Below are 26,263 nucleotides of genomic sequence, written 5' to 3'. Positions count from 1 at the left end.
GATGGCCAGCTTCGACATCCTCGTCACCGGCGGCACCCTGCCCGACGGCACCGTCAAGGACATCGGCATCACCGGTGACCGCATCGCCGCCATCGGCGACCTGACCGGCGCGGAGGCGGGCGAGGTGATCGCCGCCGCGGGCGACCTGGTCTCGCCGCCCTTCGTCGATCCGCATTTCCACATGGATGCGACGCTGAGCTACGGTACGCCGCGGATCAACGCCTCCGGCACCCTGCTCGAGGGCATCGCGCTCTGGGGCGAGCTCAAGCAGATCGCCAGTGTCGACGAGATGGTCGATCGCGCGCTGACCTATTGCGACTGGGCGGTGAGCATGGGGCTGCTGGCGGTGCGCAGCCATGTCGACACCTGCGACGACACGCTGAAGGGCGTCGAGGCGCTGCTGCACGTGCGCGAGGTGGTGAAACCTTACCTAGATCTACAGCTCGTGGCCTTCCCGCAGGACGGCTTCTACCGCGACCCGACGGCGCGGGCCAACACCCTCCGCGCGCTCGACATGGGCGTCGACGTGGTCGGCGGCATCCCGCATTTCGAGCGCACCATGGCCGACGGCGCCGCCTCGGTGCGCGAGCTCTGCGAGATCGCCGCCGCGCGCGGCCTGCTGGTCGACCTGCATTGCGACGAGACCGACGACCCGATGTCGCGCCATATTGAGGCGCTGGCCTTTGAAACCCAGCGGCTCGGGCTGCAGGGCCGGGTGGCGGGCTCGCACCTGACCTCGATGCACTCGATGGACAACTACTACGTCTCGAAACTGCTGCCGCTGATCGCCGAGGCCGGGATCGCGGCCATTCCCAACCCGCTGATCAACATCACCCTGCAGGGCCGCCACGACACCTACCCCAAGCGCCGCGGCCTGACCCGTGTGAAGGAGATGCAGGCACATGGCATCACCGTCGGCTGGGGTCAGGATTGCGTGCGCGACCCTTGGTATTCGCTCGGCACCGCCGACATGCTCGACGTGGCCTTCATGGGGTTGCACGTGGCGCAGATGACCTCGCCGCAGGAGATGGCGCGCTGCTTCACCATGGTCACGGAAGAGAACGCCAGGATCATGCATCTGGACGACTATGGCCTCGCCGCCGGCAAGATGGCCTCGCTGCTGGTGATGGATGCTGGCTCGAGCATCGAGGCGCTGCGGCTGCGCCCCGACCGGCTCTGCGTGATCTCCAAGGGCAAGATTGTCTCCCGGCAGGCGCGCAACGACGCCCGCCTCGCGCTTCCCGGGCGCCCGGACAGCGTGCGGCGGCGGCACAAGATCGCCGACGGTTAACACCTGGTGGCAGGAGCAGAAGGGGGCCAGCCCCCTCTTGGCCTTCGGCCAATTCACCCCCGAGGTATTTTTGAACCAAAGAAGACGAGGGCGCGGCGCCCCTGGCTTCTCTTCGTCAAAACTACTCCCGCCGGAGGCAGGCCGGCCCGTGGGTCAGCGCTGATCCTCGGCAAGGGCGCGATCACGCGACCATGCGCTCCGCCTTCTTGAGATCGACCGAGACCAGCTGCGAGACGCCCTGCTCCTGCATGGTGACGCCGAAGAGCCGGTCCATGCGCGCCATCGTCACCGCGTGGTGGGTGATGATCAGGAAGCGGGTGTCGGTCCGGCGGCACATCTCGTCGAGCAGATCGCAGAACCGGGTCACGTTGGCGTCGTCGAGCGGCGCGTCGACCTCGTCGAGCACGCAGATGGGCGCCGGATTGGCGAGGAACACCGCGAAGATCAGCGCCAGAGCGGTCAGCGTCTGCTCGCCGCCCGACAGCAGCGACAGGGTCGAGAGCTTTTTGCCCGGCGGCTGGCACATGATCTCGAGACCGGCCTCGAGCGGGTCGTCGCTCTCGACCATCACCAGGTTGGCCTCGCCGCCGTTGAACAGGTGGGTGAAGAGCATCGAGAAGTTGCTGTTGACCTGCTCGAAGGCGGTCAGCAGACGCTCGCGCCCTTCTCGGTTCAGGGAGGAGATGCCGGCGCGCAGCGTCTTGATCGCCTCCTCGAGATCCTGCTTCTCGGAGACCAGCTGGTCGTGCTCCTCGCGCACCTCCTTGGCGTCCTCCTCGGCGCGCAGGTTCACCGCGCCGAGGCTGTCGCGCTGGCGCTTGAGCCGGTTGACCTCGGCCTCGATCTGGTCGGAGGGCGGCATCTCGTCGGGGTTGGCCTCGAGCCGATCGAGCAGTTTCGACGGCGTGGTCTCCTGCTCCTCCTCGATGCGCTCGGCGGCGGCATCGACTGTCTCCCGCGCCGCCTCGACCCGCGCCTCGGCCCGGGCGCGGGCCTCGCGCGCCTCGGAGGCGCTGCGCTCGGCGTCGCGCTCGGCGCCGATGGCCTCGCGCAGCTGCGCCTCGGCATGGGCCAGCGCGTCGCCGGCCACCGCCTTGCGCTCCTCGGCCTCGGCGATCGACTGGCTCATCTCATCGCGCTTGGCCGCGAGCTCGGCGGGCGCGGCTGAGGCGCTCTGAAGCTCGGCCTCCGCCGCCGCCTTGCGCTCTTCGAGCTCGTCGGAGCGGGTGCGCGCCGTCTCGAGCCGGTGGCGCCAGCCCGAGAGCTCCTTGGTGACCTGCTGGCTGCGCGCCTTGCGGGCGTCGCCCTCGCGGCGCAGCTCGTCATGAGCCGAGCGCCGGGTCATCATGGTCATGCGCGCCGCCTCGACCGTCATCTTGATGTCCTCGGCCTCGGCGCGGGCGGTCTCGAGATCGTCGAGCTCCTCGAGCGCGCGCTCGGCCTCGAGCAACTGCTTGCGCGCGCCGGTGGCCTCGTCCTCGTGGCGGGTCACGGTCATCGCGAGGCTCTCGAGCTTGCCCTCGGCAAGGTTGCGGTCGGCCTCGGCGCGGTTCATCGCGCGGGTGCTCTCGTTGAGCTGCTGGTCGGCCTCGCGCCGCGCCTCGCGCGCCGCCTTGTCGGCACGGGTCAGCTCTGCCAGCCGCATCACCAGCGCCTCATGGGCGGTGCGCATGCCCTCGACGCGCGCCTCGGCAGCCGCCATCTCCTGCTTGAGCTCTTCGAGCCGGTTGAGCTGCTCGAGCCGCAGCGCCGCCGCCGAGGGGGCATCCTCGGCCCAGGCGCGGTAGCCGTCCCAGCGCCAGAGATCGCCCTCCGGGCTTACCAGGCGCTGGCCAGGCTTCAGGAGCGGCTGCAGACTCGCGCCGTCATCGGAATCGACCAGGCCGATCTGGCCCATGCGTCGCTCGAGCACCTCGGGCACCGAGACGTGGTTGGTCAGCGCGGTGACGCCCGGAGGCAACGGCTGGTCGCCATCGTAGGGCGGCAGCACGGTCCAGCCGGAGGGGCCCTCGGCATCGACCTCGGGGGCGCGCAGATCGTCGGCCAGTGCCGCGCCGAGCGCTTTCTCGAAACCCTGCTGCACCTGCAGCCGGTCGAGGATCTGGCCGCCTTCGGCGGTGTCGCGGTCGAGCAGCCGGGCCAGCGCGGTGACCTCGGCACGCAGGGCGTTGAACTCGCCCTCCGCCTCGGAGCGCTCGGCCCGTGCCTCGGCCTCGCGCGACTGGGCGTCGGCGCGCGCCTCGTCGGCATCGGTGAGCAGGGTCTCGCAGCGCTCGGCCATGTGCTGCGCCTCCTCGGCGCGGACGCGGGCCTCGCTGACGCGGTCGGTGGACTCCTCCAGCGTCTGCTTGGCAGAGGTCACGGCCTCGCGGGCGCGGCTTGCCTCGCCCTCGTGGCGCTCGAGCATGCGGCGGGCATCCGCGAGAAAGCGCTGCGCCGACTGGTGGCGGGCCGCAAGCCGGGCGACGTCCTCGGTGTATTGCGTGAGATCCGCCTCACGCTCCTGCAGCATGGCGGAGGCCTCGCTGGCGGCCTCGGCGGCCTCGGCGACGCGCTCGTCATGGCCGGCGCCGGCCTTCTCGAGCTCGCGCGCCTCCCATTCGAGTCGCTCGATGGTCTCGCCGGCGTCGCGGTTGAGACCGGCCTCGCGCTCCATGTCGCGGCGCATCTGCTCGATGCGGCGGGTCAGCGCGGCGATGGTCTCGGCGGCCTGGCGTTCCTGGTCGGCCAGCGCATCGCGCTGCACGCCGAGACGCTGCAGGATCGCCACCGCGATCGCCTCTTCCTCGCGCAAGGCCGGCAGCGCCTCCTCGCGCTCGGCCCGCAGCTTGGCGGCGGCGCGGGCAGTGCCCTCGGCCTGCGCGGCGGCGGTGACGCGTTCGCGGTGCTCGGCCTCGGCCTTCATGCGGGCCTCGTCGGCTTCCTTCCAGCGACGGTAGAGCAGAAGCCCCTCGGCGCGGCGCAGGTCGGTGCCGATGGCACGGTAGCGCGCCGCCTGCTTGGCCTGCCGCTCGAGCTGCGACAGCTGCGAGGCGAGCTGCTCGATCACATCATCGACGCGCAGCAGGTTGGCCTCGGTGCCGTTGAGCTTCAGCTCGGCCTCGTGGCGGCGCTGGTAGAGACCCGAGATGCCGGCGGCCTCCTCGAGGATGCGGCGGCGGTTCTTCGGCTTGGCGTTGATCAGCTCGGAGATCTGGCCCTGCCGCACCAGCGCCGGAGAATGCGCGCCGGTGGAAGCGTCGGCGAAGAGCATCTGCACGTCGCGGGCGCGCACGTCCTTGCCGTTGGTCTTGTAGGCGGAGCCGACATCGCGGGTGATCCGGCGGACGATCTCGAGCTGGTCGCTCTCGTTGAAGCCCGCCGGCGCCAGACGGTCGGAATTGTCGATGGTCAGGCAGACCTCGGCGAAGTTGCGCGCCGGGCGCGAGGAGGCGCCGGCAAAGATCACGTCCTCCATGCCGGAGCCGCGCATCGCCTTGGCGCGGGTCTCCCCCATCACCCAGCGCAGCGCCTCGAGCAGGTTCGACTTGCCGCAGCCATTCGGCCCGACGACGCCGGTCAGCCCCTCGGAAATGACGAGGTCGGTGGGGTCGACGAAGCTCTTGAAGCCCGTGAGTCTGAGGCGGGAAAATCGCAAGTCTGGCTGCCCTGATTCCTGATTATCGGGTATTTTCGCTGTCCGGCCGGGGGCGAGTCAAACGCTTTGCGCTGCATATCGCGGAGAGCCGCTCATTATCCACAAGATATTGCGTAGTTACCGTGAAAACGAGTTCTTGACGAATGGCGTGTTAGCGCTTTTCATCATCGCGCCTGCGAGGAGCTGCCCCATGCCTCTAGCCATACGACCGATCTCGCCCCGCGACCCGCGCGCCCGGGCGCTGCTGAGCGAAAGCCACGCGCTGATGAACGCACTGTTTCCGCCGGAGGAGAACCATTACCTCGACATCGAGGCGCTTTGTGCCGAGGGCATTACCTTCTATGGCGCCGAAGAGGAAGAGGGGGGAGACCTTCTCGGCTGCGCGGCGCTGGCCCGGCGCGATGGCTATGGCGAGGTGAAGTCGATGTTCGTGGCGCCGGTGGCGCGGGGCATCGGCGTGGCCCGCCGCCTGCTCTGCCATATCGAGCGCGCGGCGCTGGCCGAGGGCCTGCCGATGCTGCGGCTCGAGACCGGCGACAAGCTCGCCGCCGCGGTGTCGCTCTACGAGGGCTCGGGCTTCATCCGGCGCCCGCCCTTCGGCACCTACGAAGACAGCCCGTCGAGCATCTTCTATGAGAAATCGGTGGCGCTGCCCGCGCGCGGCTCAGCCTGACCGCCCCTTCCGAACGCACCGCTGGAGCCGATACAACGGAGGCCGCCAGTTCGCTTCGCCCCAGCGCCGCCGCAACGCGCGCTCGCAGATCGCTTCGCCCCAACGCAGTCAGCCTCAGTATCCCCTGCAGTCCAGCTCCGCGCTGCCGCCGAGCCCGGCGCTGGCATAGCCGCTGAAGATCGCGCAGGAGATCCGGCCCCGCCTTGGCTTGCTCGGCGCCGGCGCGCCATCGCAGGACAGACCCATCACCAGCACCGCAGGATCGCCAATGACCCAGTCGGGCTCGCAGCCGGTGTGAAGGAAGGCAGCCGTCTGCGCCCGCTGGGCAATCGGCTCGAACCGGGCGGGAAATTCCGGGCTGATGCGCGTTGCCTCCGCCATCGCGCCGTTAACCCGTAGAAGGAAACGCGTGCCCTCAACCTCCACCTTTTGCGCCGGAAGGCCGCGAAACCCGGGCCCGCCCATATTGCAGGCGGAGATCAGCAAAACCACCGTGAGCAGCACCCATCTCATGCCGCAACATAGGCAAGGATTGGTTAACCAGCCCTTAAGCCCGGCGGGCTCTCGGGCCGGTGCGCGCTTTTGGCGCGGGCGGTAGTATTTTGACATTCTTTTTTTTGAATGTATTATACATTCCGTAAAGCGAATTTATGGGAGGCCGTCATGGCACGCACGCTTGCACGACCCGCAGACACCTACTCGCCGACCTATTTCCTCGCGTCGCTGGGCGCGGGCGGTACGGCGGTCTCATTCTTCATGTACCTGATGTTCTGGGTGCCCCACCCCGGGCAGGCCGTTCCGGTCTTCGAGGACATCGCCGCCGCATGGGCCAAGGGGGCGCTGCCGCAACAGGTGGCGATCGCGGTCGCCATGCTCGGGATCGCGGTCTTCGCGGTGCTCAACATCAAGTCGCTGATCTGGAACCTGCGCAGCTTCAGCGCCTTCAAGCAGACCGTCGCCTGGCAGGAGATGAAACAGGCCAACACCGAGAGCTCGGTGCTCGCGATGCCGCTGGCGCTCGCCATGACGGTGAACGTGGGTTTCATCCTCGGGCTGGTCTTCGTGCCCGGCCTGTGGTCGGTCGTCGAATACCTCTTCCCCTTCGCCATGGTGGCCTTCACGCTGATCGGCGTGCTGGCCTTCCGGCAGCTCGGCGCCTTCCTCAGCCGGGTGCTTTCGAAGGGCGGTATCTTCGATGTCACCGCGCACAACTCCTTCGCCCAGCTGCTGCCGGCCTTCGCCATCGCCATGGTCGCCGTGGGCTTCGCCGCCCCCGCCGCGATGAGCAGCAACCCGGTGACCGTGGGCACGGCGCTGGTGCTCTCGACCTTCCTCGGCGTGACCGCGATGATCTACACCGTGATGGCGGCAATCACCGCTCTGAGCTCGATGCTGCACTACGGCACGGCGCGCGAAGCCGGTCCCACCCTGCTGATCATCGTGCCGATCATGACGGTGCTCGGCATCATGTTCCTGAGGCAGGCACACGGGCTGCACACCACCTTCGACGCGCATGGCAATGCCGGCGAGACGCTTGTCTTCCTAGCCCGGATGCTTTCGGTGCAGGTGGTGTTCCTGCTGCTCGGGATGACGGTGCTGCGCGCCCAGGGCTATTTCCGCGATTTCGTGCTCGGCCCCAAGACCTCGCCCGGCTCCTACGCCCTGGTCTGCCCGGCCGTGGCGCTCTCGGTGATGCTCCAGTTCTTCATCAACAAGGGTCTGGTGGCCGCAGGCATGGTCGACAAGTTCAGCCTCGCCTTCTGGACCCTGACCGCCGTGGCGCTGATCGCGCAGGCCATCGCGGTCTGGCTGGTGCTACGGCTGAACCGCCAGCATTTCGGCCGCCGCGAGGAGATCGCCATCCCGGCCGAATGATCCCGGTGCCACACTCACGAAACGCCAGGCAGGGCCGGAGGAACACCCTCCGGCCCTGCCCCTATTCGCGATATAGGCGAGTCGGAGACTTTTCTTTCGCGCAATCTCGTTTCGCGTCATGGTGATGGAACGGGGACGGTCCAGCGTGGTTACCCCTGCAGCACAGAGGAGTGACACATGTCCGGCCCCATGCCCCAACACGACACACCGCCGCGCCGCCCGCTCGGCCCCGACTGGCGCTGGCTGCTGGTTCTCGGCGCGCTGCTGGTTGTCGGCGGCATCGTGGCCTTCCTGAACCCCTTCGCCGCGTCGCTGACCGCCGTGGCCATTGCCGGCAGCATCCTGCTGCTGGGAGGCGTCCTCCAGCTCTGGATCGCGTTCCGCTACGATGGCCCCGGCACCGAGCGGCTGGTCTCGGGCCTGCTGGGCTTTCTCGTGCTGGCCTTCGGCGTGGCGCTGCTGGCCAACCCGCTGGCCGGGATCGTCTCCCTGACGCTGATCATCGCGGGCTTCTTCATCGCCGTCGGGCTGCTGCGCGTCCTGCTCGCCTTTCACCTGCGCGAGCGGCGCGGCTGGGGCTGGCTGGCGCTTGCCGGGGCGATCTCGGTGGCGCTCGGTCTCTGGATCATCTTCGCCATCCCGGAAGCCGGCGGCGGCATCCTCGGGATCTTTCTCGGCATCGAGCTCCTGAGCTCCGGGATCGGCGTCGCGGCGCTGGCCTGGCGGCTGCGCTAGGGGCGGATCAGAAGCGGATCTCGACGTCGGGCAGGTTGAGCGTCGACATCAGGTCGCGCAGCTCCTGCCGGGCGGCCACGTTGGAAATGTTGAGCTGCTTAACGCCGATATCCTTGAGATCGAGCAGCGTCAGCCCGCGCGGGAACAGCTCGCGGAAGATCACCCGCTCGGAGAAGCCCGGCGCAATGCGAAAGCCGATGCGCTTGGAGAGCCGCTCGAGCGCCTTCTCCATCTTCATCTTGTTGATCATCTGCTGGGCGCCGAGACGGTTGCGCAGCACGATCCAGTCGATCGGCTTGAGCCCGGCCTGGGCGCGCAGCTGGCGGGCGTTCCAGACCATCTCGGAATAGACCGAGGGCCCGATGATCTTGTCGCCGTCGCTGTCGATCCGGGCCAGAAGATCGAAGTCGATGAAGCTGTCGTTGAGCGGGGTGATCAGCGTGTCGGCCAGCGTATGCGCGACCTGGCTCAGACGGGTGTGCGAGCCGGGGCAGTCGATCAGGATGAAATCGCTCTCGGCCTCGAGCATCGACACCGCCTTGCTCAGGCGATGATCATAGGCGTTCTCACCCGGCGCCAGCTCGGAGGGATCGACCTGGGGCAGCTCCATGTAATGCGGGCTGGGCAGTTCGAGCCCCTCGCTCTCGAGGAAGCGGCGACGATTGTCGCAGTAGCGGCCGGTGGTCTGCTGGCGCAGGTCGAGGTCGAGCGCGCCGACCCTGTAGCCCAGACGGGCAAGCGCGGTGGCCACATGCATCGAGACGGTGGATTTGCCCGCCCCGCCCTTCTCGTTCCCGACGACGATGATATGTGCCACGCTACCCTCTTGTCCTGATGACCACATGTTCCGCTGTGGACCCGGTTGGGCTACCGTATCTGGTGGGCGCCAACAAGCAAAGTCTTGCCGACGGCATCCCGACAAGGCAAGCCCCGACCGTGTTCCACGTGCCGCAAATCCGACCACCAGACGCAGAAAAGCCCGACCAGATGGCCGGGCTCTTCCGAAATCTCAGGAACCTTGCGGGTCAGTGCAGCTTGGCACCGACCTCGGCGATCGACTCGTCGATCATCCGGTCCTTGTCTGCAGCGCTGGTCTGCTGCGCGATGACATCGCGGGCAGCTGCCACGGCCACGGCTGCGGCACGGTCGCGCACTTCCTTCACGGCCGATGCCTGAGCCGAAGCGATCTGGTCTTCGGCGGCGGCGAGACGGCGTGCGATGGCATCCTTGAGGTCCGCGCGGGCCTGTTCGGCGGCCATCTCGGCCTCTTGCTTGGCGTTCTCGACAATGCGCTCTGCCTGTGCCGAGACCTCCTGCTGCTTGCGCTCGTAGGAGGCAAGAAGCGTCTGGGCCTCTTCACGCAGCGCGCGGGCTTCGTCGAGCTCGTTGCGGATATCGTCGGCGCGCTTGTCCAGCAGCTTGCCCAGCATGCCCGGGACCTTGAAGTAGGCCAGGACGGCGAGGAAGAGCAGGAAGCCGAGCAGCACGACGAAATCGGTGTTGCGCAGCGAGAAGAACGGGCCGGACGCCGCCAGCGCGGGGCTGGCAAGGCTTGCGCCAATGGCGCTGGTGATGATCAGCTTGCGCATCGGCTCACCCTTTCATCCGGTTGTCGACAGCCGTCGAGATGGCTGCCTGGTCCGTCTTGCCACCGAGAGCGGCCACGATGGCCTCCGCAGTGTCCTTAGCGACGATCTCGACATTCGCGAGCGCCGACGCGCGGATCTCGGCGATGGCCGCTTCCGACTCGGCGGTCTTGGCAGCGATCTGGGCGTCCGCTTCGCGGGTCGCCTCTTCGAGCTTCGCCTTGATGTCCTCACGGGTCTGCTGACCGATGGCCTGAGCCTCGGCACGGGCATCCGCGAGAGCCTTGTCATACGCCGCTTCGGCGTCGGCGGCTTGGCGCTTCAGCTCCTCTGCGGCGGCGATGTCATTCGTGATCGTGCCCTGGCGCTCGGCCAGGACCGAAGCGATCCGCGGCAGAGCGATGCGCGACAGCACGAAGAAGATCACCACAAGCGTGATGACAAGCCAGAAGACCTGGTTCGGGATCCACTCAGCGCAGAGCTGGGGCATGCCGATGGCGGAGCCATGGCTGTCCACGCAGGCGCTGGTGATTTCTCCGGCGATGGGGTCTGTCGCCATGTCGTCCTCCGTCGGAACGTTGTCTCTACATCGGGCGGCCCGTCAGGGACGGGACCGCCCGCGCGTAAGGATTTTCGTTCCGTCTATTAGACGGCGAACATCAGCAGCAGAGCAACGAGGAAGGAGAAGATGCCCAGTGCTTCGGCGAATGCGATGCCGATGAACAGGGTTGCGGTCTGCGATGCGGCAGCCGAGGGGTTGCGCAGGGCGCCGGCGAGGAAGTTCGCTGCGACGTTGCCCACACCAAGTGCGGCGAGACCGGTGCCGAGACCTGCGAGACCTGCGCCGATGTGTGCGAGTTGACCTTCCATGGTGGTATCTCCTTACGTGTGGAAGTGATCGATAGGGTGTTCTGCGGGGTAGAGCGGGGCAACAGCGCCCCGCCGCTACGTCAGTGATGCGGGTGCAGTGCGTCCTTGAGGTAGACGCAGGTGAGGATCGTGAAGACGTAGGCCTGCACGAAGGCCACCATGACCTCGAGACCGTAGATCGCGGTGATGGCGACGATCGAGAGCGGCGAGATGATGGCGAGGCCGGCGAAGCCTGCGAAGACCTTGATCACCGCGTGGCCTGCCATGACGTTGCCGGCAAGACGAATGGAGTGGCTCACCGGGCGCACGAAGTACGAGATGATCTCGATGATGGCGAGCACCGGGCGCAGCGCCAGCGGCGCCGAGGTCACCCAGAACATCGACAGGAAGGACGGGCCGTTCTTGACGAAGCCGAGGATGGTCACGCCGAGGAACACGCAGAGTGCCAGCACCACGGTCACCGCGAAATGCGAGGTGGTGGTGAAGCTCATCGGGATCAGGCCGAGGAAGTTAGCCACCACGATGAACATGAACAGGGTCATGATGTAGGGGAAGTAGACGAGGCCTTCCTTGCCGGTCACGTCCTCGACCATCTTGTGGATGAAGCCGTAGGCAAGCTCGGCCACCGACTGGCTGCGCGACGGAACCACGGCACGGCGCGAGGTGCCAAGCACCATCAGAGCGACGATGACCAGGATCGCGATCGCCATCCACAGGGTGACGTTGGTGATGGTGAACATGCCGACCGCACCGTCGCCGAACAGCGGCTTGACGATGAACTGATCCATCGGGTGGAAGACGAGACCGCCCGTTTCAGCTGCGTGCTCCGCACCATGTCCGGCCATCTCAGCACCCTGCGTTGCTTCAGTCGCCATTGCGATCCCTCTTCTCGTCTTCTCCGGCCTGCTTGGCCAGTTGCGCCTGCTGGATTTCGGCTGCGCTGCGCAGCATCACCCGGATGCCCGCCACGATCCCCAGCAATGTGAACAGCACCATGAGGAACGGGGTTGTGCCAAACAGCACGTCGAGCCCGTATCCGATGCCAAAGCCGATCCCGAGACCGGCAACCATCTCCGTGACCATCCGCCAGGCGAGCTGTGCCTGGGAATAGTGTTCCTCCTGGTGAACCTTGTCGCTTTCCCGGGCGGCCTTGGCCGCCGCGATCTTCGCCTCCAGCGCATCGAGTTGCTGCTTTGGATCGGGATCGCTCACTGTTCAGCCCCAAAGGAGTTCCGCGATGTTGCTATGCGGCGGGACGCCCTGAGTCAAGAACCGGTGAACAGAGGATCAAGGCCACCCATCCATCTGATATTAAACAAATTTAGTTTCACGACCTGCACCACCTTCACATCCCCTCGGCCCGGTTAGCGCCAACGCCGACCCAAATCCTTATTCAACTGTGCGGTTGAGCATGGCCGGGAGCGGCTTGACGGCGGCCCCGGGGGCATCGCTTATGGCGGCATGACCGACACGCTCTCCGCCGTCTTCGCCGCCCTCGCGGACCCGACCCGTCGCCGCATCCTCGCGATGCTGCTCGAGGATGACATGGCGGTGACCGACGTGGCCGAGCCCTTCGAGATGTCGCTGGCAGCGGTGTCGAAGCACCTCGCCATCCTCGCTGCCGCCGGGCTGATCAGCCAGGAGAAGCGCGGCCGTGTGAAGTGGTGCAAGCTCGAGCCCGACGCGCTGCGCGAGGCCTCGGTCTGGATGGTGGGGTTCGGGCTGGTCGAACCGGTCAATCTCGACGCGTTCGAACGCTTCCTGGCAGAGGAGCTGGGAACGGGCCCCACGCCCTGAGCCGCAGCCTCACTCGTCCTTCAGCAACAGCAGCAGCGCCGCGATCGTCAGCGCGACGCCGACCAGCATCGTCGCCGGCGGCACCCCTTGCCCCAGCGCCAGCGTCCAGAGAATGACCCAGGACGGCGTGAGGTAGGTATAGGCCATGACCTTGGCCGAGGGCAGTCGCAGCGCCGCGAATTGCAGCAGCACGAATGTGGCGGCGGTGGCGGCAATGGCGGTATAGGCGATGGTGATCCAGACGATCGGCGGCAGCGCCGCCCAATCGGTCGCCATCAGCGCCGGCCAGCCCCAGATCAGCAGGAGCACGGTGCCCGCGAGGTTGGTCCAGAGGGTGAAGACCAGCGCCGGCTCGCCGCGGTTGAGCCTGCGCACCATTGGCGCATAGACCGCATGGGCCGCGCAGCCGACGAAGTAGACGGCCTCGCCGCGCCCAACGCCAAAGGCCAGCAGCGCGCCGAGATCGCCGCGGAAGATCACCCACAGCGCCCCGACGGCGCCCACGGCGAGCGCCAGCGCCATGCGGGAGGTCATGCGCTGGCGCATCAGCAGCCAGCCGAAGCCCGCCGCCATCAGCGGCGTCAGGGTGAAGACCGCCGACATGCTCACCGGCGCCGCGGTCTTGAGCCCTTCGAACATCAGCACGAAATAGGCGATCATCAGACCGCCGAGCACGAGGTAGCGCCACGGCGCCTCGAGGGAGGCGCGGCTCACCTTGCCGCTGGCCAGCGCCACGGCCGAGAGGATCAGCGCCGCCAGCACGAAGCGCACCGCGTTGAGCGCGGTGGGGGCGATATGCGGCGCCGCCAGCGATCCCATGGCGAAGGAGCCCGCGACGAGGGCCGAGAAGGCCAGCATCGCGAGGTGGCCCTGACTTGCGGGGCTCACGTCTTGTCGCGCTCGGTCGCGTAATCCTTCAGGTGCTTGAGGAAGGCCTGCACCTTCGGGGTGCGGTGCAGGTCGACATGGGTCACCAGCCAGAGCGGCGACGACCAGTCTTCCTGCGCCGGCAGGATCTGCACCAGGTCGGGATCCGCCCGCCCCTCCTGCTCGGCCATGAAGCCGAGCCCGGCCCCGGCGCGCACCGCCTCCTGCTGCACCCGGCCGTCTTCGGCGCGGAACACCACGCGCTCGAAGGGCACGTTCTTCTTCATCCAGATGGCATAGGGCGCGCGCGAATCGGGGTCGTCATAGCCGACGAAATCGTGGCTCTGCAGCGCCTCGACGCCCTCGGGCTTGCCGCGCCGCTCGACGTAGCCGCGCGATCCGAACAGCGCCACCGCCTGCCGCGCGAAGGGCTGCACCACGTTGTCGGGCTCCTGCGGCGCCGAGCCGGCGCGCAGCGCCACGTGGGCCTCGCCGTATTCGAGCCGAAACAGGCGCGTCCCGGTGAGGTAGCGCACGACGATCTCGGGATGCGCTTCGCGGAAGGACTGCAGCGCGCCGACCATCAGCGGCGAGAAATTGATCAGCGAGGTCACCAGAAGCTCGCCCGAGACCCCTTCGCCCTGCCCCTTGATGCGCCCTGCGAGCTGCTGGAACTGGTCGTCGGTGGCCTGCGCGACCCGGGCAAGATCCTGTCCGGCCTCGGTGGGCGTGTAGCCGCGGGCGTGGCGCTGGAAGAGCTTGACGCCCATGCGGGCCTCGAGCGCATCGATATGCCGGATCACCGTGGCGTGGTGAACTCCGAGAACTTCGGCCGCGCCGCTGACGGTGCCCAGTCGCGCCACCTGGTAAGCGGTGCGGATCTCATCCCAATTGGTCATGTCGCTGCCTGTGCGTCGGATCACATACAGCCCCGATATGCCGGGAATTCGTGCAGGATTTCAATGGCTCAGGCGCGTTTCGCGCCAACCGGCGCAAATTAGCCGGCGATCCCGGGGCCTGAAACACGAAACGCCCGGCACAAGGCCGGGCGCATCGAATTTCTTGTCGCACAGCGTCACCCTCGGGCGATCGCCGAAGCGCTGGCTTAGTCGGCCACGATGGTGGTGGTGGTCGACGAGCTGCCGTCGTCGTCATCCGAGGATGCGATCAGAGCGACGAGCACGGCACCGCCTGCGATGGCCGCGATGGCTGCCGGCGAGAGCGAGCTTGCTGCTTCGGCAACAACGAAGGGATCGTCTTCGACGACAACTTCGGTCGGGCCAGCTGCATATGCTGCGGAAGTGGCGAGCATGCTGATGATGGCCGCCGAGGTCATGAGGGATTTCAGTTTCATGCTACACCTTTGCAAAATGAGCGTTTCTCAAGTCTTCAATACCGGCTTCTTGCCGATTCAACCAGTCCGAATTCACGTTACGGCAGCATTCCGCGCGTAAAATAGCCACGTGTGTTATTTTTGCGCAGTTTGCCGGCAACGCCGTCCGGTGAGCGCGCGAGGCATCCACCATTCGGATCCGATCTTATCAACAGCTAGCGCAAAGCGTGTGCCACGACAACGGTTTGAATAGGATTAATGCTGCGCATGCAAAGCCCATAATACTTGACTCCAAGCCCCGCGCCCCGTATCCGCGACCCGACTCCGGAAGCCGAATTGCGCCTCCGGTCCCTTGGGGTCTGCCCGGGATCGCCCTCCGTCAGCGCGTTGCGCCCACGGGGGCCATTCTGCATTGCCCCGATGACTCATCGCGCCGTCACTCCTATCTCGGGGGGACACAAGGACAACAGACGGGAGGCCCGCGGCCCCATGTTCGAGAATCTATCAGAGCGCCTTGGCGGCGTCTTCGACCGGCTGACGAAACAGGGCGCACTGTCCGAGGACGATGTCCGCACGGCGCTGCGCGAGGTTCGCGTTGCCCTGCTCGAGGCCGACGTCTCGCTGCCGGTGGCGCGCCAGTTCATCAAGGCGGTCGAGAAGAAGGCCACCGGCGCCGCGGTCACCAAGTCGGTGACGCCGGGCCAGCAGGTCGTCAAGATCGTCCATGACGAGCTCATCGCGGTGCTGGCCGGCGAAGGCGAGCCCGGCTCCCTGCGCGTCGACAGCCCGCCCGCGCCGATCCTGATGGTCGGCCTGCAGGGCGGCGGCAAGACCACCACCACCGCCAAGCTCGCCAAGCGGCTGAAGGAGCGCGACGGCAAGAAGGTCCTGATGGCCTCGCTCGACGTCAACCGCCCCGCCGCCATGGAGCAGCTCGCCATCCTCGGCACCCAGATCGGCGTCGACACGCTGCCGATCGTCAAGGGCGAGGATCCGGTCTCGATCGCCAAGCGCGCCAAGACCCAGGCGGGCCTTGGCGGCTACGATGTCTACATGCTCGACACCGCCGGCCGCCTGTCGATCGACGAGGAGCTGATGGCGCAGGTCGAGGCGGTTCGCGATGTCGCCAACCCGCGCGAGACGCTGCTGGTGGTCGACGGCCTCACCGGTCAGGACGCGGTGCACACCGCCGAGAACTTCGACACGCGAATCGGCATTACCGGCGTGGTGCTGACCCGGATGGACGGCGACGGCCGCGGCGGTGCGGCGCTCTCGATGCGCGCCGTCACCGGCAAGCCGATCAAGTTCGTCGGCCTCGGCGAGAAGATGGACGCGCTCGAAACCTTCGAGCCCGACCGCGTCGCCGGCCGCATCCTCGGCATGGGCGACATCGTCGCGCTGGTCGAGAAGGCGCAGCAGACGCTCGAGGCCGAGCAGGCCGAGCGCATGATGAAGCGCTTCTCTAAGGGTCAGTTCAACATGAACGACCTGAAGATGCAGCTCGAGCAGATGATCAAGATGGGCGGCATGGAAGGCATGATGCAGATGCTGCCCGGCGCCGCCAAGATGGCCAAGCAGATGGACGGCGCGGGGATCGACGACAAGATCCTCAAGCAGCAGATCGCGCTGATCAACTCCATGACCAAGAAGGAGCGCGCCAACCCGCAACTCCTGCAGGCCTCGCGCAAGAAGCGCATCGCCAAGGGCGCCGGCATGGAAGTGTCGGATCTCAACAAGCTGCTGAAGATGCAGCGCCAGATGTCCGACATGATGAAGAAGATGGGCAAGATGGGCAAAGGCGGCATGCTGAAACAGGCCATGAAGGGCATGTTCGGCAAGGGCGGGATGCCCGAGGGCATGGACCCGAGCCAGATGGACCCGAAGGCGCTGGAACAGGCGGCCAAGGCGATGGGCGGCCGGATGCCCGGCGGCCTGCCCGGACTCGGCGGTGGCGGCGGTCTGCCGCCCGGCCTGAGCGGCATGGGGAAGAAGAAGTAAGCCCGTGCCCGCCCCCGTCCTCCATACCCCGCGGCTGACCCTGCGAGGCCACGTGCTGGCCGATCTCGAGGCGCTTTGCGACCTGTTCGAGACCGACCGCGCGCGCTTCATGGGTGGCCCGCTTCCGCGCAAGGAGGCGTGGCGCTGGATGGCGTCCGAGGTCGGCATGTGGGATCTGCGCGGCTTCGGCTACTGGGGCATCGAGACGAAGGACGGCGCCTTCCTCGGGCAGGTCGGCCTGTCGCAGCCGCCGCATTTCCCCGAGGCCGAGATCGGCTGGACCCTGCTCGAGGGCGCCGAGGGCAACGGCTATGCCGCCGAGGCGGCGCAGGCGGCGCTGCACTGGGCATGGGGGAACGGCTTCGAGACGCTGGTCTCCTACATCACCCCCGGCAACCACCGTTCCATCGCGCTGGCCGAGCGCCTTGGCGCAACGCAGGACGCAGGCGCACCTCTGCCCGAGGGCGAAACCCCGGCGGAGACCGTGGTCTACCGCCACCGCGCCGATGCGGATGGCAGCCCGGAGGCCTACGCATGATCGTGCCCAACGCCCCCCGCCTTGAGACCGAGCGCCTGATCCTGCGCGGCCCGGAAGCAACCGATGCCGAGCCGATGATCGCCTTCCTGCTCGACCGCGAGCGCGCCGACGGCTTCGGCGGCTACGAGCATCGCGGCGACGCGTGGCGCTGGTTCGCGCTCAACATCGGCCATTGGCAGCTGCGCGGTTACGGCTACTTCACCATCGAGATGAAAGAGACCGGCACGCCGGCCGGCATCTCCGGCATCTGGAATCCCGAGGGCTGGCCCGAGCCGGAAATCGGCTGGGTCGTCTTCGAGGGCTTCGAGGGCCGCGGCATTGCCCGCGAGGCCGCCGAGCGCGTGCGCCGCTATGCCTACGAGGATCTCGGCCTGACCACGCTGACCTCCAACATCGTGCCGGGAAATGCCCGCTCGGTGGCGCTGGCCGAGCGCATGGGCGCCACCTACGAGCGCACCTACGTGAACTACAACATGGGCGAGGACATGCTCTATCGCCATCCCGGACCCGAGGAGGTGCTGGGATGAGCGTCGAGGTGCCCGTGATCGAAACCGACCGCCTCGTGCTGCGCGCCCCGCGTCTCGAGGATCTCGATCCGCTCTGCGGCTTCTTCGCCGAGGAGCGCTCGAAATATGTCGGCGGCCCGTATGACCGCGGCGAGGTCTGGCGGATGCTGCTGCGCAGCGCCGGGCAATGGCAGCTGCGCGGCTACGGCCTGTGGCACATCACCGTGCGCGACAGCGGCGAGATGATCGGCCATGCCGGCGTGCTGCACCACATCGAGTGGCCCGAGCCGGAGCTCGCCTACGGCATCTTCGCCGCCTACGAGGGCAAGGGCTATGCCCACGAGGCCGTCGAGGCTGCGCGCGCCGCTGCCGCGCGCCACTTCGGCCTGACCCGCCTGATCAGCATGATCGACCCGACCAACGATCGCTCGCGGGCGCTGGCGCTGCGCCTCGGCGCGCATTTCGAGGGCGAAGACACGCTCTTCGGGCAGACCTGCCACGTCTACCGCCACCCCGAGCAGCGGGAGGGCGTGTGATGGCGCATCATGATATTCCCGTGCTCGAAACCGCCCGCCTCGTGCTGCGCGCCCCCGAGCCGCAGGACTACCCGGATTTCAAGGCGACCTTCGCCTCGTATCGCTCGCGCTTCATGGGCGGTCCGCTCAATGCCTACGAGGCATGGATGCTCTACGCCGCCGAGATCGGCCATTGGGAGATCCGCGGCTACGGCATGTGGATGGTCCACCTGCGCGACACCGGCGAGACCGTCGGCATGGCCGGCGGCTGGTACCCGGCGAAGTGGCCGGAGCGCGAGATCGCCTGGATCATCTGGCCCGACAAGGCCGGCAAGGGTTTTGCCCTCGAGGCCACCCACCGCGTCCGCGCGCACTTCTACGACGAGAAGGGCTGGGAGACCGCGGTCAGCTATATCGACCCGAAGAACCTCGATTCGATCCGCCTTGCGGAACGGCTCGGCGCCAAGAAGGACGCCGAGGCGCCCTCGATCGACGGCTCCGACGCGGTCTATCGTCATCCCGCCCCGGCGGCGCTGCGTGGCACGCAGCTCGCCCACGGCATCGACATGGAAATCGCGAATTTCCAGGATCCCCTGTTCAAACCGAAAGGCTGGGCCATTGACTGAGACCCAAGATCCGGTGGCACGCGCCGCGGCGCTGCTCAAGGAACACCGCGAAAGCATCGACCGGCTCGACGCGATCCTCGTCTTCACGCTGGCCGAGCGGTTCAAGCACACCCAGGCCGTGGGCGTCCTCAAGGCGCATCACGACCTCCCCCCTTCCGACCCCGCGCGAGAGGAAAAGCAGATCGCGCGGCTCCAGGATCTGGCGGAGAAGGCGGATCTCGACCCCGACTTCGCCAAGAAGTTCCTGAATTTCGTGATTCAGGAAGTCATCAAGCACCACGAACAACACCAATCGTAAGGCCGGCTCAACCGGCACGACCCAACGCCATTCGATAAGGAGAAACTGAAATGGCCATCAAGATTCGTCTCGCCCGCGGCGGTTCCAAGAAGCGCCCCCACTACGCCATCGTCGCATCCGACTCGCGCATGCCGCGTGACGGCCGCTTCATCGAGAAGCTCGGCACCTACAACCCGCTGCTCGCCAAGGACGACGAGCGCCGCGTGGTGATGGATCTCGAGCGCGTGCAGTACTGGCTCGGCCAGGGCGCCCAGCCCACCGACCGCATCGCGCGCTTCCTCGAGAACGCCGGCATCGCCGAGAAGAAAGCCCGCAACAACCCGAACAAGGCGAAGCCGGGCAAGGCTGCTCAGGAGCGCGCCGAAGCCAAGGCCGCCAAGGCCGCCGAAGCTGCAGAAGCGTCCGAAGAGGCCGCCGCCGAGTAATTTCGGCTGCCTTTCGGCAACACAGGCGCAGCGGGTTTGCCCCGCTGCGCCTTTTTTGTTCCATGACAGTGGGAAACGGTGCCAAAGGCGCTAGACTACGAGTCGCATCGCCCCAGTCAGGAGCCGCCCGATGACATCCCTTCGCAAAGCCGCCGCCCTTGCGTTCGCCCTGCTTGCCGCCCCCGCCGTGGCCAGCGCGCAGGATGTGAAATCGATCCTAAACGCGCCGTCCGACTACGCCGCCTCGACCGCGACGCTGTCGAGTCAGGGCGCCCGCCCGCGCGGCTTCGTCTTCTCCCTGCGCGGCGGCGTCGGCATGGCGCCGAAATATCTCGGCTCCGACGAATATGCCGTGGTGCCGGATCTCGGCTTCCGCTTCCACAGCCTGCGGCTGTCGGACGGGCTCGATTTCGGCGACGCCGATGCGTGGAACGATTTCCGCGGCGTCGATGTGCATGGCTCCTTCGATTACATCGGCAAGCGCGACTCCTCGGAATATGACGAGCTGCGCGGCATGGATGACATCGACGCGACGGTCGAGCTCGGCATCGGCGTCGGCTACACCACCGAGAACTATCGCACCTATGCCGACGTGCGCCGCGGCTTTGGCGGCCACGAGGGCTGGGTCGGCGAGGCCGGGTTCGATTTCATCACCCGCCCCACCAGCGCGTGGCGCCTGAGCATGGGCCCGCGGCTCTACTGGGGCAATGACGAGGTCGCCGACACCTATTTCGGCGTCTCCGCCTCCGAAGCCACCGCCGACCGCGCGGCCTTCGATGCCGATGGCGGCCTGCTCGGCGCCGGCGCCGAGTTCGTGGCACGCTACCAGCTCAACCGCGACTGGGGCCTCGAGGGCGGCGTGACCTATCGCTCGCTGCTCAACGATGCCGCCGACAGCCCGATCGTCGACGAGGGTGCGAAGGACCAGTGGAGCGTCCGCTTCGGCGTCATCCGCGTGATCCGTCTCAACTTCTGATCCCGCGTCGATTGCCAAGCGCCGCGGCTCTGGTCTATCCAGTAGCGCGGTATTTCAGGCATGAGCGAGGCCGACGTGAGCGAAACCATCTGTGTCGGAACGATTGCAGGCGCCTTCGGGGTGCATGGCGAGGTGCGGCTGAAGAGCTTCACCGCCGAGCCCGAGGCGCTGGCCGAGTATGCCCCGCTGACCACCGAGGATGGCAGCCGCAGCTTCGAGGTGCAGATCACCCGCCCGGTGAAGGGCGGCTTCGCGGCGCGGCTCTCCGGCGTGCGCAGCAAGGAAGAGGCCGACGCCCTGCGCGGCACCGGGCTCTACGCCCCGCGCGACCGGCTGCCCGCCCTGCCCGATGACGAGTTTTACCACACCGACCTGATCGGCCTCGCGGTCTACGACACCGGCGGCGCCGAGCTCGGCAAGGTCAAAGCGGTGCTCAATCACGGTGCCGCCGACCTGCTCGAGCTGACGATCCCCGGCCAGTCCAAGACCGTTCTGCTGCCCTTCACGCAGGCCGCGGTGCCGACGGTCGATCTGGCCTCGGGCCGCATCGTCGCCGATCCGCCGGAGGGCCTGCTCGAATGACCCGCGTGGTCATCCATGCAGGCTTTCACAAGACAGGAACCAGCAGCGTCCAGAGCACGCTGCGCGCCAATCGCGGCCTGCTTGAGCCGCATCTGCGGGTGTATCTCAAGGAAGACCTCGAAGCTCTGACAGAGGCCACGCGGGCGCATTGCGCCGCGCCCGAGGAACAGGAGCCGCTCAACGCCGTCGGGCGCTACGCCCTGCGCTTCTTTCGCCGCATCGATCGCCAGGATCCGCGGCCGTTGCTGATCTCCTCCGAGGATCTGTCGGGTCACCTGCCGGGCCGGCGGCGCCATCCGGGCTATCACGCCGCGCCGCGGATCATGTCGGTGATCGCCGAGAATGCCCGCCACCGCTTCGGCGAAGCGCTCGAGCTGAGCTTCTTCTTCTCGACGCGCGAGCAGGACAGCTGGCTGCACTCGACCTGGTGGCAGAACCTGCGCTCGACCCGGATCATCGACGATCTCGACCTCTACGCCGCGCGCCCGGAGCTTGCCGCCCCGCTGTCGCAGACCGTCGAGGCGGTGGCGCGGCAGGTGGCCCCGGCCCGCGTCCTGTCGGAACCGCTCGAGCAGAGCCGCACGCGCCGCGAGGGGCCGCTGGCGCCGCTGCTCGATCTGGTTGCTCTCGATCCAGGGATCCGCGCCCGGCTCACGCTGCTCCCCCCGGTCAACGCGCAGCCCGTCGCCGGTCTCGACGAGGTCTTCCTCGCCCTGAATCGCAGCGGGCTGGACGACGAGGATCTGCGCGACGCGAAGAAAATCCTGCGCAAGATCGCAAACAGAGGAACCGAAACAGGTCCATCGTAGAGCCCCGGGAAACAACCCGGCGCCAGAACCCGATCTCTCTGGCAATTGAAGAAATTCGTGCCAATCTGAGACCGTTGTCTCGGGAGGAGGGCGCGCTTTTGGTGCCGGCAGTTCAACGTGTGGTCTGGTCTGGTGCCGTCGCCGCCCCGGCGCTCGTCATCCTCATCCTTCCGCACTGGCTTGGCCCGTTCCGGACCGGCCACGCCGCCGCGGTGACCGGCATTGCCGCGGCGACCGCGCTCACGATCGTCGCCGCCCTACTCTCGCACCACGCCCGCCGTGCCCCGGAGCGCCGCAACCCTGCCCTGCTCACCCGTGCCGCCCGCCGTCGCCTCCAGCGCGATCTGCCCGACCCGGGCAGGCTACGTGAGGATCTCGCGGCGTTGCTTCTGGGCGCGCCCGCGCGGCGCGACAGCGCCGCTGCCACAGGCCCCGAGACCGCGACCGACGCGCTCTGCCGGGTGCTGTCGCGCGTGCTGCAGATCTGGCGGGCCGATAGCGTCGCGGCGCTCGACGACACCCAGCTGCGCGCGCTCTGGCTGCTCAGGCAGCTGATCGCCGCGCCGCCGCGCCGGGCCGGCGAACTGGCGCAGAACTTCCGCAAGCCCGACACCGTGCTCGAGATCCGCGACCGGATCCTCGAGATCGACGCCCGGCGGCAGCGCTTCGAGCGCGCGCGCCCGGCGAGCCGCGAGGCGCGCGGCACCGCTTGAGCCGCCCTGCCCTTGCGGCTACAGGAGGCGCATGAGCCAGTCACCCAAATCCCACGGTCGCAAGACCATCCGCCCGAGCCTCAAGCCGCGCGAGCTGATGACCGACCGCCCGGCGCTGGCCCGCGCCTGGACGGCGCAGATCATCACCCTTTTCCCCGAGGCCTTCCCCGGCGTGCTCGGCCTGTCGCTGACCGGCAAGGCGCTGCAGGACGGGCTCTGGCAGATCGACCCGGTGAACCTGCGCGATTTCGGCGAAGGCAAGCACCGCAATGTCGACGACACCCCCGCCGGCGGCGGCGCCGGCATGGTGCTGCGCCCCGACGTGATGGGCCGGGCGTTGGAAACCGCGCGCCGCAAGATCTCCAACGCCGCGCCGATCATCTACCTGTCCCCGCGGGGACGCCGCTTCGACCAGCCGATGGCGCGCCGCTTGGCGCAGGCCCCCGGCGTCACGCTGATCTGCGGGCGGTTCGAGGGGCTCGACCAGCGGGTGCTGGATCATTACGGCGTCATGGAGGTCTCGCTCGGGGACTACGTTCTGACCGGCGGCGAGATCGCCGCGCAGGCCATGCTCGACACCACCGTTCGGTTGCTGCCGGGCGTGCTCGGCAATGCCGACTCGATCGAGGAGGAGAGCTTCTCGCACGGGCTGCTCGAGCATCCGCAATACACCCGCCCCGCCGAATGGCAGGGCCACGAGATCCCGCCGGTGCTGCTCTCGGGCCATCACGGCGAGATCGAGAAATGGCGCCGCCAGCAATCCGAAGAGATCACCCGTGCCCGCCGCCCGGATCTCTGGGAAGCGCATGAGCGGGCGCTGGCCGAGGCCCCCAAGCCCAAGCGCTGAGCCCGGCCCCGCGCCTGCCCCGCCCCCGCCGAAACCCCTTGATTTGCGGGCCGAGGCGGCTTAACAGGGCGCATTCACGGCTTCGGGGCGACTCGGGGCCGTTGGATATTGGTGGACGGGCCGATCGCGGGCCGCCGCCACAAAACAAAGAACAGCCGACGCATCTGTGCCTGCACAGCTCTGTCAAGGACATCACCCGCGGGAAAACCGTGATGAAAAAGGAGAAGGTCAGATGGATCTGATCGCACAGCTCGAGGCGGAACAGATTGCCGCCCTGGGGAAAGACATCCCCGACTTCAAGCCCGGCGACACCGTGCGCGTCGGCTACAAGGTGACCGAAGGCACCCGTACCCGTGTGCAGAACTACGAAGGCGTCTGCATCAGCCGCAAGAACGGCGCGGGCATCGCGGGTTCGTTCACCGTTCGCAAGATTTCCTTCGGTGAAGGCGTGGAGCGTGTGTTCCCGCTGTACTCGACCAACATCGACTCGATCACCGTCGTGCGCCGCGGCCGCGTCCGTCGCGCCAAGCTCTACTACCTCCGCTCGCGTCGCGGCAAATCCGCCCGTATCGCGGAAGACACCAACTACAAGCCGCTCGCCGGCGCCGACGCATAAGGAGCGACGTCATGAAAAAGGGCATCCACCCCGAGTACCACGTCATCGACGTCAAGATGACCGACGGCACCATCTACCAGACCCGCACCACCTGGGGCAAAGAAGGCGACACCCTGTCGCTCGACGTTGACCCGACCGTGCACCCGGCCTGGAACGGCGGCACCTCGCGCCTGATGGACACCGGCGGCCGCGTGTCGAAGTTCAAGAAGAAATACGAAGGCCTCGGCTTCTGAGCCAACGCCTTTCGGTATCGCGAAGCGCCGCCCCTCGGGGCGGCGTTTTTCGTTTCAGCGCCCCCCCCCTCCCATGCGCCGAAGCCCGACGGATCGGCACGAAATGGCGGGCCTTGCACCAATGGCAACCATGCGACGCGACAACGCAGGACAAATTCATTACAATGAATGTATAGACACCCTGCCCATGATTCCTGTGCTGGAGGAGACGCGCCTTGGAATTCCGCAAAATCAACGAAGACCTCACGGTCTCGCCGCAGATCGCTCCGGCCGACCTGTCCGAGATCGCGGCAGCCGGCTACCGCTCGATCATCTGCAACCGCCCCGATGGCGAGGGCGCCGATCAGCCGGGCTTTGAAGAGATCGACGCGGCGGCGAAAGCGGTCGGTCTCGAGGCGCGCTACCTGCCGGTGATCGCCGGCAAGGTTCAGGATGCCGACGCCGACGCCTTTGGCCGCGCCATGCGCGAGCTGCCCGGCCCGGTCTTCGCCTATTGCCGCACCGGCACCCGCTCGGCGACCCTGTGGTCGCTGAGCCAGGCCGACCAGATGGCGCCGGCGCGCATCCTGATGGCCACCAAGCAGGCGGGCTACGACATGGCCGGCGTGGTCCGGCGCATCGTCAACGGCGGCAAGACCCCCACCGACACCGGCGATGCCAGTTTCGACGTGGTGGTCGTAGGCGGTGGTGCGGCGGGCATCGCCGTCTCGGCCAGCCTAAAGGCGCGCAAGCCCGATCTCGAGATCGCCCTGCTCGATCCGGCCGACGTGCATTACTACCAGCCCGGCTGGACCATGGTCGGCGGCGGCATCTTCGAGCCCGAGACCACCGCCCGTACCATGGGCAGCCTGATCCCCAAGGGCGTGCACTGGATCAAATCCGCCGTCGCCGCCTTCGAGCCGCAGAACAACGCGGTGATCCTCGATGGCTGCCGGGTGGTGAAATACCAGCGCCTGATCGTCTGCCCGGGGCTCAAGCTCGACTGGGCCAAGGTCGACGGGCTGGTCGAGACGCTGGGCAAGAACGGCGTCACCTCCAACTACCGCTACGATCTGGCGCCCTACACCTGGGAGTTGGTGAAGGGGCTGAAGGGCGGCAAGGCGCTGTTCACCCAGCCGCCGATGCCGATCAAATGCGCCGGCGCGCCGCAGAAGGCGATGTATCTCTCGGGCGATCACTGGCACCGCACCGGCATCCTGCCGCGCATCGACATCCAGTTCATGAATGCCGGCGGTGTGCTCTTCGGGGTGAAGGATTACGTCCCCGCTCTAATGGACTACGTGAAGCGCTACGACGCCACGCTCAATTTCTTCCACAACCTCGTGGCGGTGGACGGCCCGGCGAAGAAAGCCACCTTCGCGGTCAACGCACCCGACACCGAGCCGACCACGGTCGAGGTCGAGTTCGACATGATGCATGTCTGCCCGCCGCAGACCGCGCCCGACTTCATCCGCGTCTCGCCGCTGGCGGATGCGGCGGGCTGGGTCGATGTCGACCAGAGCACGCTGCGCCACAAGAGCTTCGACAATGTCTGGAGCCTCGGCGACGTGATGAACGCACCCAACGCCAAGACCGCCGCCGCCGCCCGGATGCAGGCGCCGATCGTGGCCGAGAACGTCGCCGCCGATATCGACGGGCTGTCGCCGCACGCGGTCTACAATGGCTACGGCTCCTGCCCGCTTACCGTCGAGCGCGGCAAGATCGTGCTGGCCGAGTTCGGCTATGGCGGTGCGCTGCTGCCGAGCTTCCCCAAGTGGCTGCTCGACGGCACCAAGCCGACCCGCGCCGCCTGGCTGCTGAAGGAGCAGATCCTGCCGCCGGTCTACTGGAAGGCGATGCTGCGCGGGAAGGAATGGATGGCCAAGCCCGAGAAGGTCACCGCCGGCTGAGCCGCGCAGGCGGCGCCAGAACATCCTT

31 protein-coding genes are annotated in these 26,263 nt (G+C 67.4%); 20 read left to right on the top strand and 11 right to left on the bottom strand.

Going from position 1 to position 26,263, the window contains the following annotated elements; genetic code table 11:
* Nucleotide 1 precedes the first annotated feature (1 nt).
* Nucleotides 2-1,291 (top strand): amidohydrolase family protein, encoded by a 1,290-nt coding sequence (locus KUV62_RS04425; protein WP_222602477.1) that lies wholly within the window; start codon nt 2-4, stop codon nt 1,289-1,291.
* 181 nt (nt 1,292-1,472) lie between these two features.
* On the opposite strand, the gene smc is transcribed toward KUV62_RS04425, so the two are convergent.
* Nucleotides 1,473-4,928 (bottom strand): chromosome segregation protein SMC, encoded by a 3,456-nt coding sequence (gene smc / locus KUV62_RS04420; protein WP_222602476.1) that lies wholly within the window; start codon nt 4,926-4,928, stop codon nt 1,473-1,475.
* A gap of 190 nt (nt 4,929-5,118) precedes the next feature.
* On the opposite strand from smc, the gene KUV62_RS04415 reads away from it, so the two are divergent.
* Complete coding sequence (locus KUV62_RS04415) at nt 5,119-5,601, top strand: GNAT family N-acetyltransferase (RefSeq protein WP_222602475.1); 483 nt, start codon at nt 5,119-5,121, stop codon at nt 5,599-5,601.
* A 114-nt stretch (nt 5,602-5,715) separates the two neighbouring features.
* On the opposite strand, the gene KUV62_RS04410 is transcribed toward KUV62_RS04415, so the two are convergent.
* Entirely contained in the window at nt 5,716-6,114 is a 399-nt protein-coding gene (locus tag KUV62_RS04410; RefSeq protein ID WP_261395312.1) for a hypothetical protein, read from the bottom strand.
* A gap of 150 nt (nt 6,115-6,264) precedes the next feature.
* Between KUV62_RS04410 and KUV62_RS04405 the strand changes: the two genes are divergently transcribed.
* Both KUV62_RS04405 and KUV62_RS04400 read left to right on the top strand, forming a co-directional pair.
* Complete coding sequence (locus KUV62_RS04405; protein WP_222602473.1) at nt 6,265-7,476, top strand: TsoY family (seleno)protein; 1,212 nt, start codon at nt 6,265-6,267, stop codon at nt 7,474-7,476.
* A 177-nt stretch (nt 7,477-7,653) separates the two neighbouring features.
* The gene (locus tag KUV62_RS04400; protein WP_222602472.1) at nt 7,654-8,211 is read left to right on the top strand and encodes an HdeD family acid-resistance protein; all 558 of its coding nucleotides are present in this window, start codon (nt 7,654-7,656) and stop codon (nt 8,209-8,211) included.
* Between the two features lie 7 nt (nt 8,212-8,218).
* Here KUV62_RS04400 and KUV62_RS04395 read toward each other — a convergent pair whose 3' ends face one another.
* The 6 genes from KUV62_RS04395 to KUV62_RS04370 all read right to left on the bottom strand — a co-directional run bounded on the left by KUV62_RS04395 (nt 8,219) and on the right by KUV62_RS04370 (nt 11,879).
* Nucleotides 8,219-9,028, bottom strand: a complete 810-nt coding sequence (locus KUV62_RS04395; RefSeq protein ID WP_222602471.1) for a division plane positioning ATPase MipZ — start codon at nt 9,026-9,028, stop codon at nt 8,219-8,221.
* Nucleotides 9,029-9,236: 208 nt separating this feature from the next.
* A complete protein-coding gene (locus KUV62_RS04390) occupies nt 9,237-9,800 on the bottom strand; it encodes a F0F1 ATP synthase subunit B (RefSeq protein WP_222602470.1) in 564 nt (187 codons plus the stop codon).
* Between the two features lie 4 nt (nt 9,801-9,804).
* Nucleotides 9,805-10,356, bottom strand: a complete 552-nt coding sequence (locus tag KUV62_RS04385) for a F0F1 ATP synthase subunit B' (protein WP_222602469.1) — start codon at nt 10,354-10,356, stop codon at nt 9,805-9,807.
* An 86-nt stretch (nt 10,357-10,442) separates the two neighbouring features.
* Nucleotides 10,443-10,667: a F0F1 ATP synthase subunit C gene (locus KUV62_RS04380; RefSeq protein WP_007796655.1), complete on the bottom strand. Its 225-nt coding sequence runs from the start codon at nt 10,665-10,667 to the stop codon at nt 10,443-10,445.
* An 80-nt stretch (nt 10,668-10,747) separates the two neighbouring features.
* Complete coding sequence (locus KUV62_RS04375; RefSeq protein ID WP_261395309.1) at nt 10,748-11,542, bottom strand: F0F1 ATP synthase subunit A; 795 nt, start codon at nt 11,540-11,542, stop codon at nt 10,748-10,750.
* On the bottom strand, nt 11,532-11,879 hold the full coding sequence (locus tag KUV62_RS04370) for an AtpZ/AtpI family protein (RefSeq protein WP_207076245.1): 348 nt from the start codon (nt 11,877-11,879) through the stop codon (nt 11,532-11,534). Before KUV62_RS04370 ends, KUV62_RS04375 begins: the two co-directional genes overlap by 11 nt.
* 249 nt (nt 11,880-12,128) lie before the next feature.
* Between KUV62_RS04370 and KUV62_RS04365 the strand changes: the two genes are divergently transcribed.
* On the top strand, nt 12,129-12,464 hold the full coding sequence (locus tag KUV62_RS04365; protein WP_222602468.1) for an ArsR/SmtB family transcription factor: 336 nt from the start codon (nt 12,129-12,131) through the stop codon (nt 12,462-12,464).
* Nucleotides 12,465-12,473: 9 nt separating this feature from the next.
* Here the strand turns inward: KUV62_RS04365 and KUV62_RS04360 are convergent, their stop codons facing one another.
* From KUV62_RS04360 to KUV62_RS04350, 3 genes are all read right to left on the bottom strand, one after another.
* On the bottom strand, nt 12,474-13,322 hold the full coding sequence (locus KUV62_RS04360; RefSeq protein WP_222602954.1) for a DMT family transporter: 849 nt from the start codon (nt 13,320-13,322) through the stop codon (nt 12,474-12,476).
* Nucleotides 13,323-13,348: 26 nt separating this feature from the next.
* The gene (locus KUV62_RS04355) at nt 13,349-14,230 is read right to left on the bottom strand and encodes a LysR family transcriptional regulator (protein WP_222602467.1); all 882 of its coding nucleotides are present in this window, start codon (nt 14,228-14,230) and stop codon (nt 13,349-13,351) included.
* 206 nt (nt 14,231-14,436) lie between these two features.
* Nucleotides 14,437-14,685: a hypothetical protein gene (locus tag KUV62_RS04350; protein WP_222602466.1), complete on the bottom strand. Its 249-nt coding sequence runs from the start codon at nt 14,683-14,685 to the stop codon at nt 14,437-14,439.
* A gap of 468 nt (nt 14,686-15,153) precedes the next feature.
* On the opposite strand from KUV62_RS04350, the gene ffh reads away from it, so the two are divergent.
* The 15 genes from ffh (at nt 15,154) to KUV62_RS04275 (ending at nt 26,235) form a co-directional block, all read left to right on the top strand.
* Entirely contained in the window at nt 15,154-16,662 is a 1,509-nt protein-coding gene (gene ffh / locus KUV62_RS04345) for a signal recognition particle protein (protein ID WP_222602465.1), read from the top strand.
* Nucleotides 16,663-16,666: 4 nt separating this feature from the next.
* Complete coding sequence (locus KUV62_RS04340) at nt 16,667-17,200, top strand: GNAT family N-acetyltransferase (RefSeq protein ID WP_222602464.1); 534 nt, start codon at nt 16,667-16,669, stop codon at nt 17,198-17,200.
* Complete coding sequence (locus KUV62_RS04335; RefSeq protein ID WP_222602463.1) at nt 17,197-17,727, top strand: GNAT family N-acetyltransferase; 531 nt, start codon at nt 17,197-17,199, stop codon at nt 17,725-17,727. The genes KUV62_RS04340 and KUV62_RS04335 overlap by 4 nt, the downstream gene beginning before the upstream one ends.
* A complete protein-coding gene (locus KUV62_RS04330; RefSeq protein WP_222602462.1) occupies nt 17,724-18,242 on the top strand; it encodes a GNAT family N-acetyltransferase in 519 nt (172 codons plus the stop codon). The genes KUV62_RS04335 and KUV62_RS04330 overlap by 4 nt, the downstream gene beginning before the upstream one ends.
* Nucleotides 18,242-18,847, top strand: coding sequence for a GNAT family N-acetyltransferase (locus KUV62_RS04325; protein ID WP_222602461.1), 606 nt, complete (start codon nt 18,242-18,244; stop codon nt 18,845-18,847). The genes KUV62_RS04330 and KUV62_RS04325 overlap by 1 nt, the downstream gene beginning before the upstream one ends.
* Nucleotides 18,840-19,145 carry a chorismate mutase gene (locus KUV62_RS04320; protein ID WP_222602460.1) on the top strand — a complete coding sequence of 102 codons (306 nt, stop codon included), beginning with the start codon at nt 18,840-18,842 and terminating at the stop codon, nt 19,143-19,145. The genes KUV62_RS04325 and KUV62_RS04320 overlap by 8 nt, the downstream gene beginning before the upstream one ends.
* 50 nt (nt 19,146-19,195) lie before the next feature.
* A complete protein-coding gene (gene rpsP, locus KUV62_RS04315) occupies nt 19,196-19,570 on the top strand; it encodes a 30S ribosomal protein S16 (RefSeq protein WP_222602459.1) in 375 nt (124 codons plus the stop codon).
* A gap of 130 nt (nt 19,571-19,700) precedes the next feature.
* On the top strand, nt 19,701-20,546 hold the full coding sequence (locus tag KUV62_RS04310; protein ID WP_222602458.1) for a MipA/OmpV family protein: 846 nt from the start codon (nt 19,701-19,703) through the stop codon (nt 20,544-20,546).
* A gap of 75 nt (nt 20,547-20,621) precedes the next feature.
* Nucleotides 20,622-21,128 carry a ribosome maturation factor RimM gene (gene rimM, locus KUV62_RS04305; RefSeq protein WP_222602457.1) on the top strand — a complete coding sequence of 169 codons (507 nt, stop codon included), beginning with the start codon at nt 20,622-20,624 and terminating at the stop codon, nt 21,126-21,128.
* The gene (locus KUV62_RS04300) at nt 21,125-21,937 is read left to right on the top strand and encodes a hypothetical protein (RefSeq protein WP_222602456.1); all 813 of its coding nucleotides are present in this window, start codon (nt 21,125-21,127) and stop codon (nt 21,935-21,937) included. The genes rimM and KUV62_RS04300 overlap by 4 nt, the downstream gene beginning before the upstream one ends.
* A 98-nt stretch (nt 21,938-22,035) precedes the next feature.
* The gene (locus tag KUV62_RS04295) at nt 22,036-22,650 is read left to right on the top strand and encodes a hypothetical protein (protein WP_222602455.1); all 615 of its coding nucleotides are present in this window, start codon (nt 22,036-22,038) and stop codon (nt 22,648-22,650) included.
* Nucleotides 22,651-22,681: 31 nt separating this feature from the next.
* Nucleotides 22,682-23,497, top strand: coding sequence for a tRNA (guanosine(37)-N1)-methyltransferase TrmD (gene trmD, locus KUV62_RS04290; protein ID WP_222602454.1), 816 nt, complete (start codon nt 22,682-22,684; stop codon nt 23,495-23,497).
* A gap of 232 nt (nt 23,498-23,729) precedes the next feature.
* Nucleotides 23,730-24,113, top strand: a complete 384-nt coding sequence (gene rplS, locus KUV62_RS04285; protein WP_222602453.1) for a 50S ribosomal protein L19 — start codon at nt 23,730-23,732, stop codon at nt 24,111-24,113.
* A gap of 11 nt (nt 24,114-24,124) precedes the next feature.
* On the top strand, nt 24,125-24,346 hold the full coding sequence (gene rpmE / locus KUV62_RS04280; RefSeq protein WP_007796595.1) for a 50S ribosomal protein L31: 222 nt from the start codon (nt 24,125-24,127) through the stop codon (nt 24,344-24,346).
* Between the two features lie 215 nt (nt 24,347-24,561).
* Nucleotides 24,562-26,235, top strand: a complete 1,674-nt coding sequence (locus KUV62_RS04275; protein WP_222602452.1) for a bifunctional protein tyrosine phosphatase family protein/NAD(P)/FAD-dependent oxidoreductase — start codon at nt 24,562-24,564, stop codon at nt 26,233-26,235.
* The last annotated feature ends 28 nt before the right edge of the window (nt 26,236-26,263 follow it).

It is taken from the genome of Salipiger bermudensis (assembly GCF_019801965.1).
Lineage (GTDB): Bacteria > Pseudomonadota > Alphaproteobacteria > Rhodobacterales > Rhodobacteraceae > Salipiger > Salipiger bermudensis_A.
This window is presented reverse-complemented; position numbering and strand designations above follow the sequence as displayed.

Coding starts and splice junctions, on each gene's coding strand:
- KUV62_RS04325 (WP_222602461.1), top strand. CDS start 18,242: ATGGCGCATCATGATATTCCCGTGCTCGAAACCGCCCGCCTCGTGCTG.
- KUV62_RS04390 (WP_222602470.1), bottom strand. CDS start 9,800: ATGCGCAAGCTGATCATCACCAGCGCCATTGGCGCAAGCCTTGCCAGC.
- rpsP (WP_222602459.1), top strand. CDS start 19,196: ATGGCCATCAAGATTCGTCTCGCCCGCGGCGGTTCCAAGAAGCGCCCC.
- rpmE (WP_007796595.1), top strand. CDS start 24,125: ATGAAAAAGGGCATCCACCCCGAGTACCACGTCATCGACGTCAAGATG.
- KUV62_RS04330 (WP_222602462.1), top strand. CDS start 17,724: ATGAGCGTCGAGGTGCCCGTGATCGAAACCGACCGCCTCGTGCTGCGC.
- KUV62_RS04415 (WP_222602475.1), top strand. CDS start 5,119: ATGCCTCTAGCCATACGACCGATCTCGCCCCGCGACCCGCGCGCCCGG.
- trmD (WP_222602454.1), top strand. CDS start 22,682: ATGAGCCAGTCACCCAAATCCCACGGTCGCAAGACCATCCGCCCGAGC.
- KUV62_RS04425 (WP_222602477.1), top strand. CDS start 2: ATGGCCAGCTTCGACATCCTCGTCACCGGCGGCACCCTGCCCGACGGC.
- KUV62_RS04310 (WP_222602458.1), top strand. CDS start 19,701: ATGACATCCCTTCGCAAAGCCGCCGCCCTTGCGTTCGCCCTGCTTGCC.
- KUV62_RS04400 (WP_222602472.1), top strand. CDS start 7,654: ATGTCCGGCCCCATGCCCCAACACGACACACCGCCGCGCCGCCCGCTC.
- KUV62_RS04375 (WP_261395309.1), bottom strand. CDS start 11,542: ATGGCGACTGAAGCAACGCAGGGTGCTGAGATGGCCGGACATGGTGCG.
- KUV62_RS04405 (WP_222602473.1), top strand. CDS start 6,265: ATGGCACGCACGCTTGCACGACCCGCAGACACCTACTCGCCGACCTAT.
- ffh (WP_222602465.1), top strand. CDS start 15,154: ATGTTCGAGAATCTATCAGAGCGCCTTGGCGGCGTCTTCGACCGGCTG.
- KUV62_RS04385 (WP_222602469.1), bottom strand. CDS start 10,356: ATGGCGACAGACCCCATCGCCGGAGAAATCACCAGCGCCTGCGTGGAC.
- KUV62_RS04360 (WP_222602954.1), bottom strand. CDS start 13,322: ATGCTGGCCTTCTCGGCCCTCGTCGCGGGCTCCTTCGCCATGGGATCG.
- KUV62_RS04410 (WP_261395312.1), bottom strand. CDS start 6,114: ATGAGATGGGTGCTGCTCACGGTGGTTTTGCTGATCTCCGCCTGCAAT.
- KUV62_RS04365 (WP_222602468.1), top strand. CDS start 12,129: ATGACCGACACGCTCTCCGCCGTCTTCGCCGCCCTCGCGGACCCGACC.
- KUV62_RS04335 (WP_222602463.1), top strand. CDS start 17,197: ATGATCGTGCCCAACGCCCCCCGCCTTGAGACCGAGCGCCTGATCCTG.
- rplS (WP_222602453.1), top strand. CDS start 23,730: ATGGATCTGATCGCACAGCTCGAGGCGGAACAGATTGCCGCCCTGGGG.
- KUV62_RS04355 (WP_222602467.1), bottom strand. CDS start 14,230: ATGACCAATTGGGATGAGATCCGCACCGCTTACCAGGTGGCGCGACTG.
- KUV62_RS04300 (WP_222602456.1), top strand. CDS start 21,125: ATGACCCGCGTGGTCATCCATGCAGGCTTTCACAAGACAGGAACCAGC.
- KUV62_RS04380 (WP_007796655.1), bottom strand. CDS start 10,667: ATGGAAGGTCAACTCGCACACATCGGCGCAGGTCTCGCAGGTCTCGGC.
- KUV62_RS04350 (WP_222602466.1), bottom strand. CDS start 14,685: ATGAAACTGAAATCCCTCATGACCTCGGCGGCCATCATCAGCATGCTC.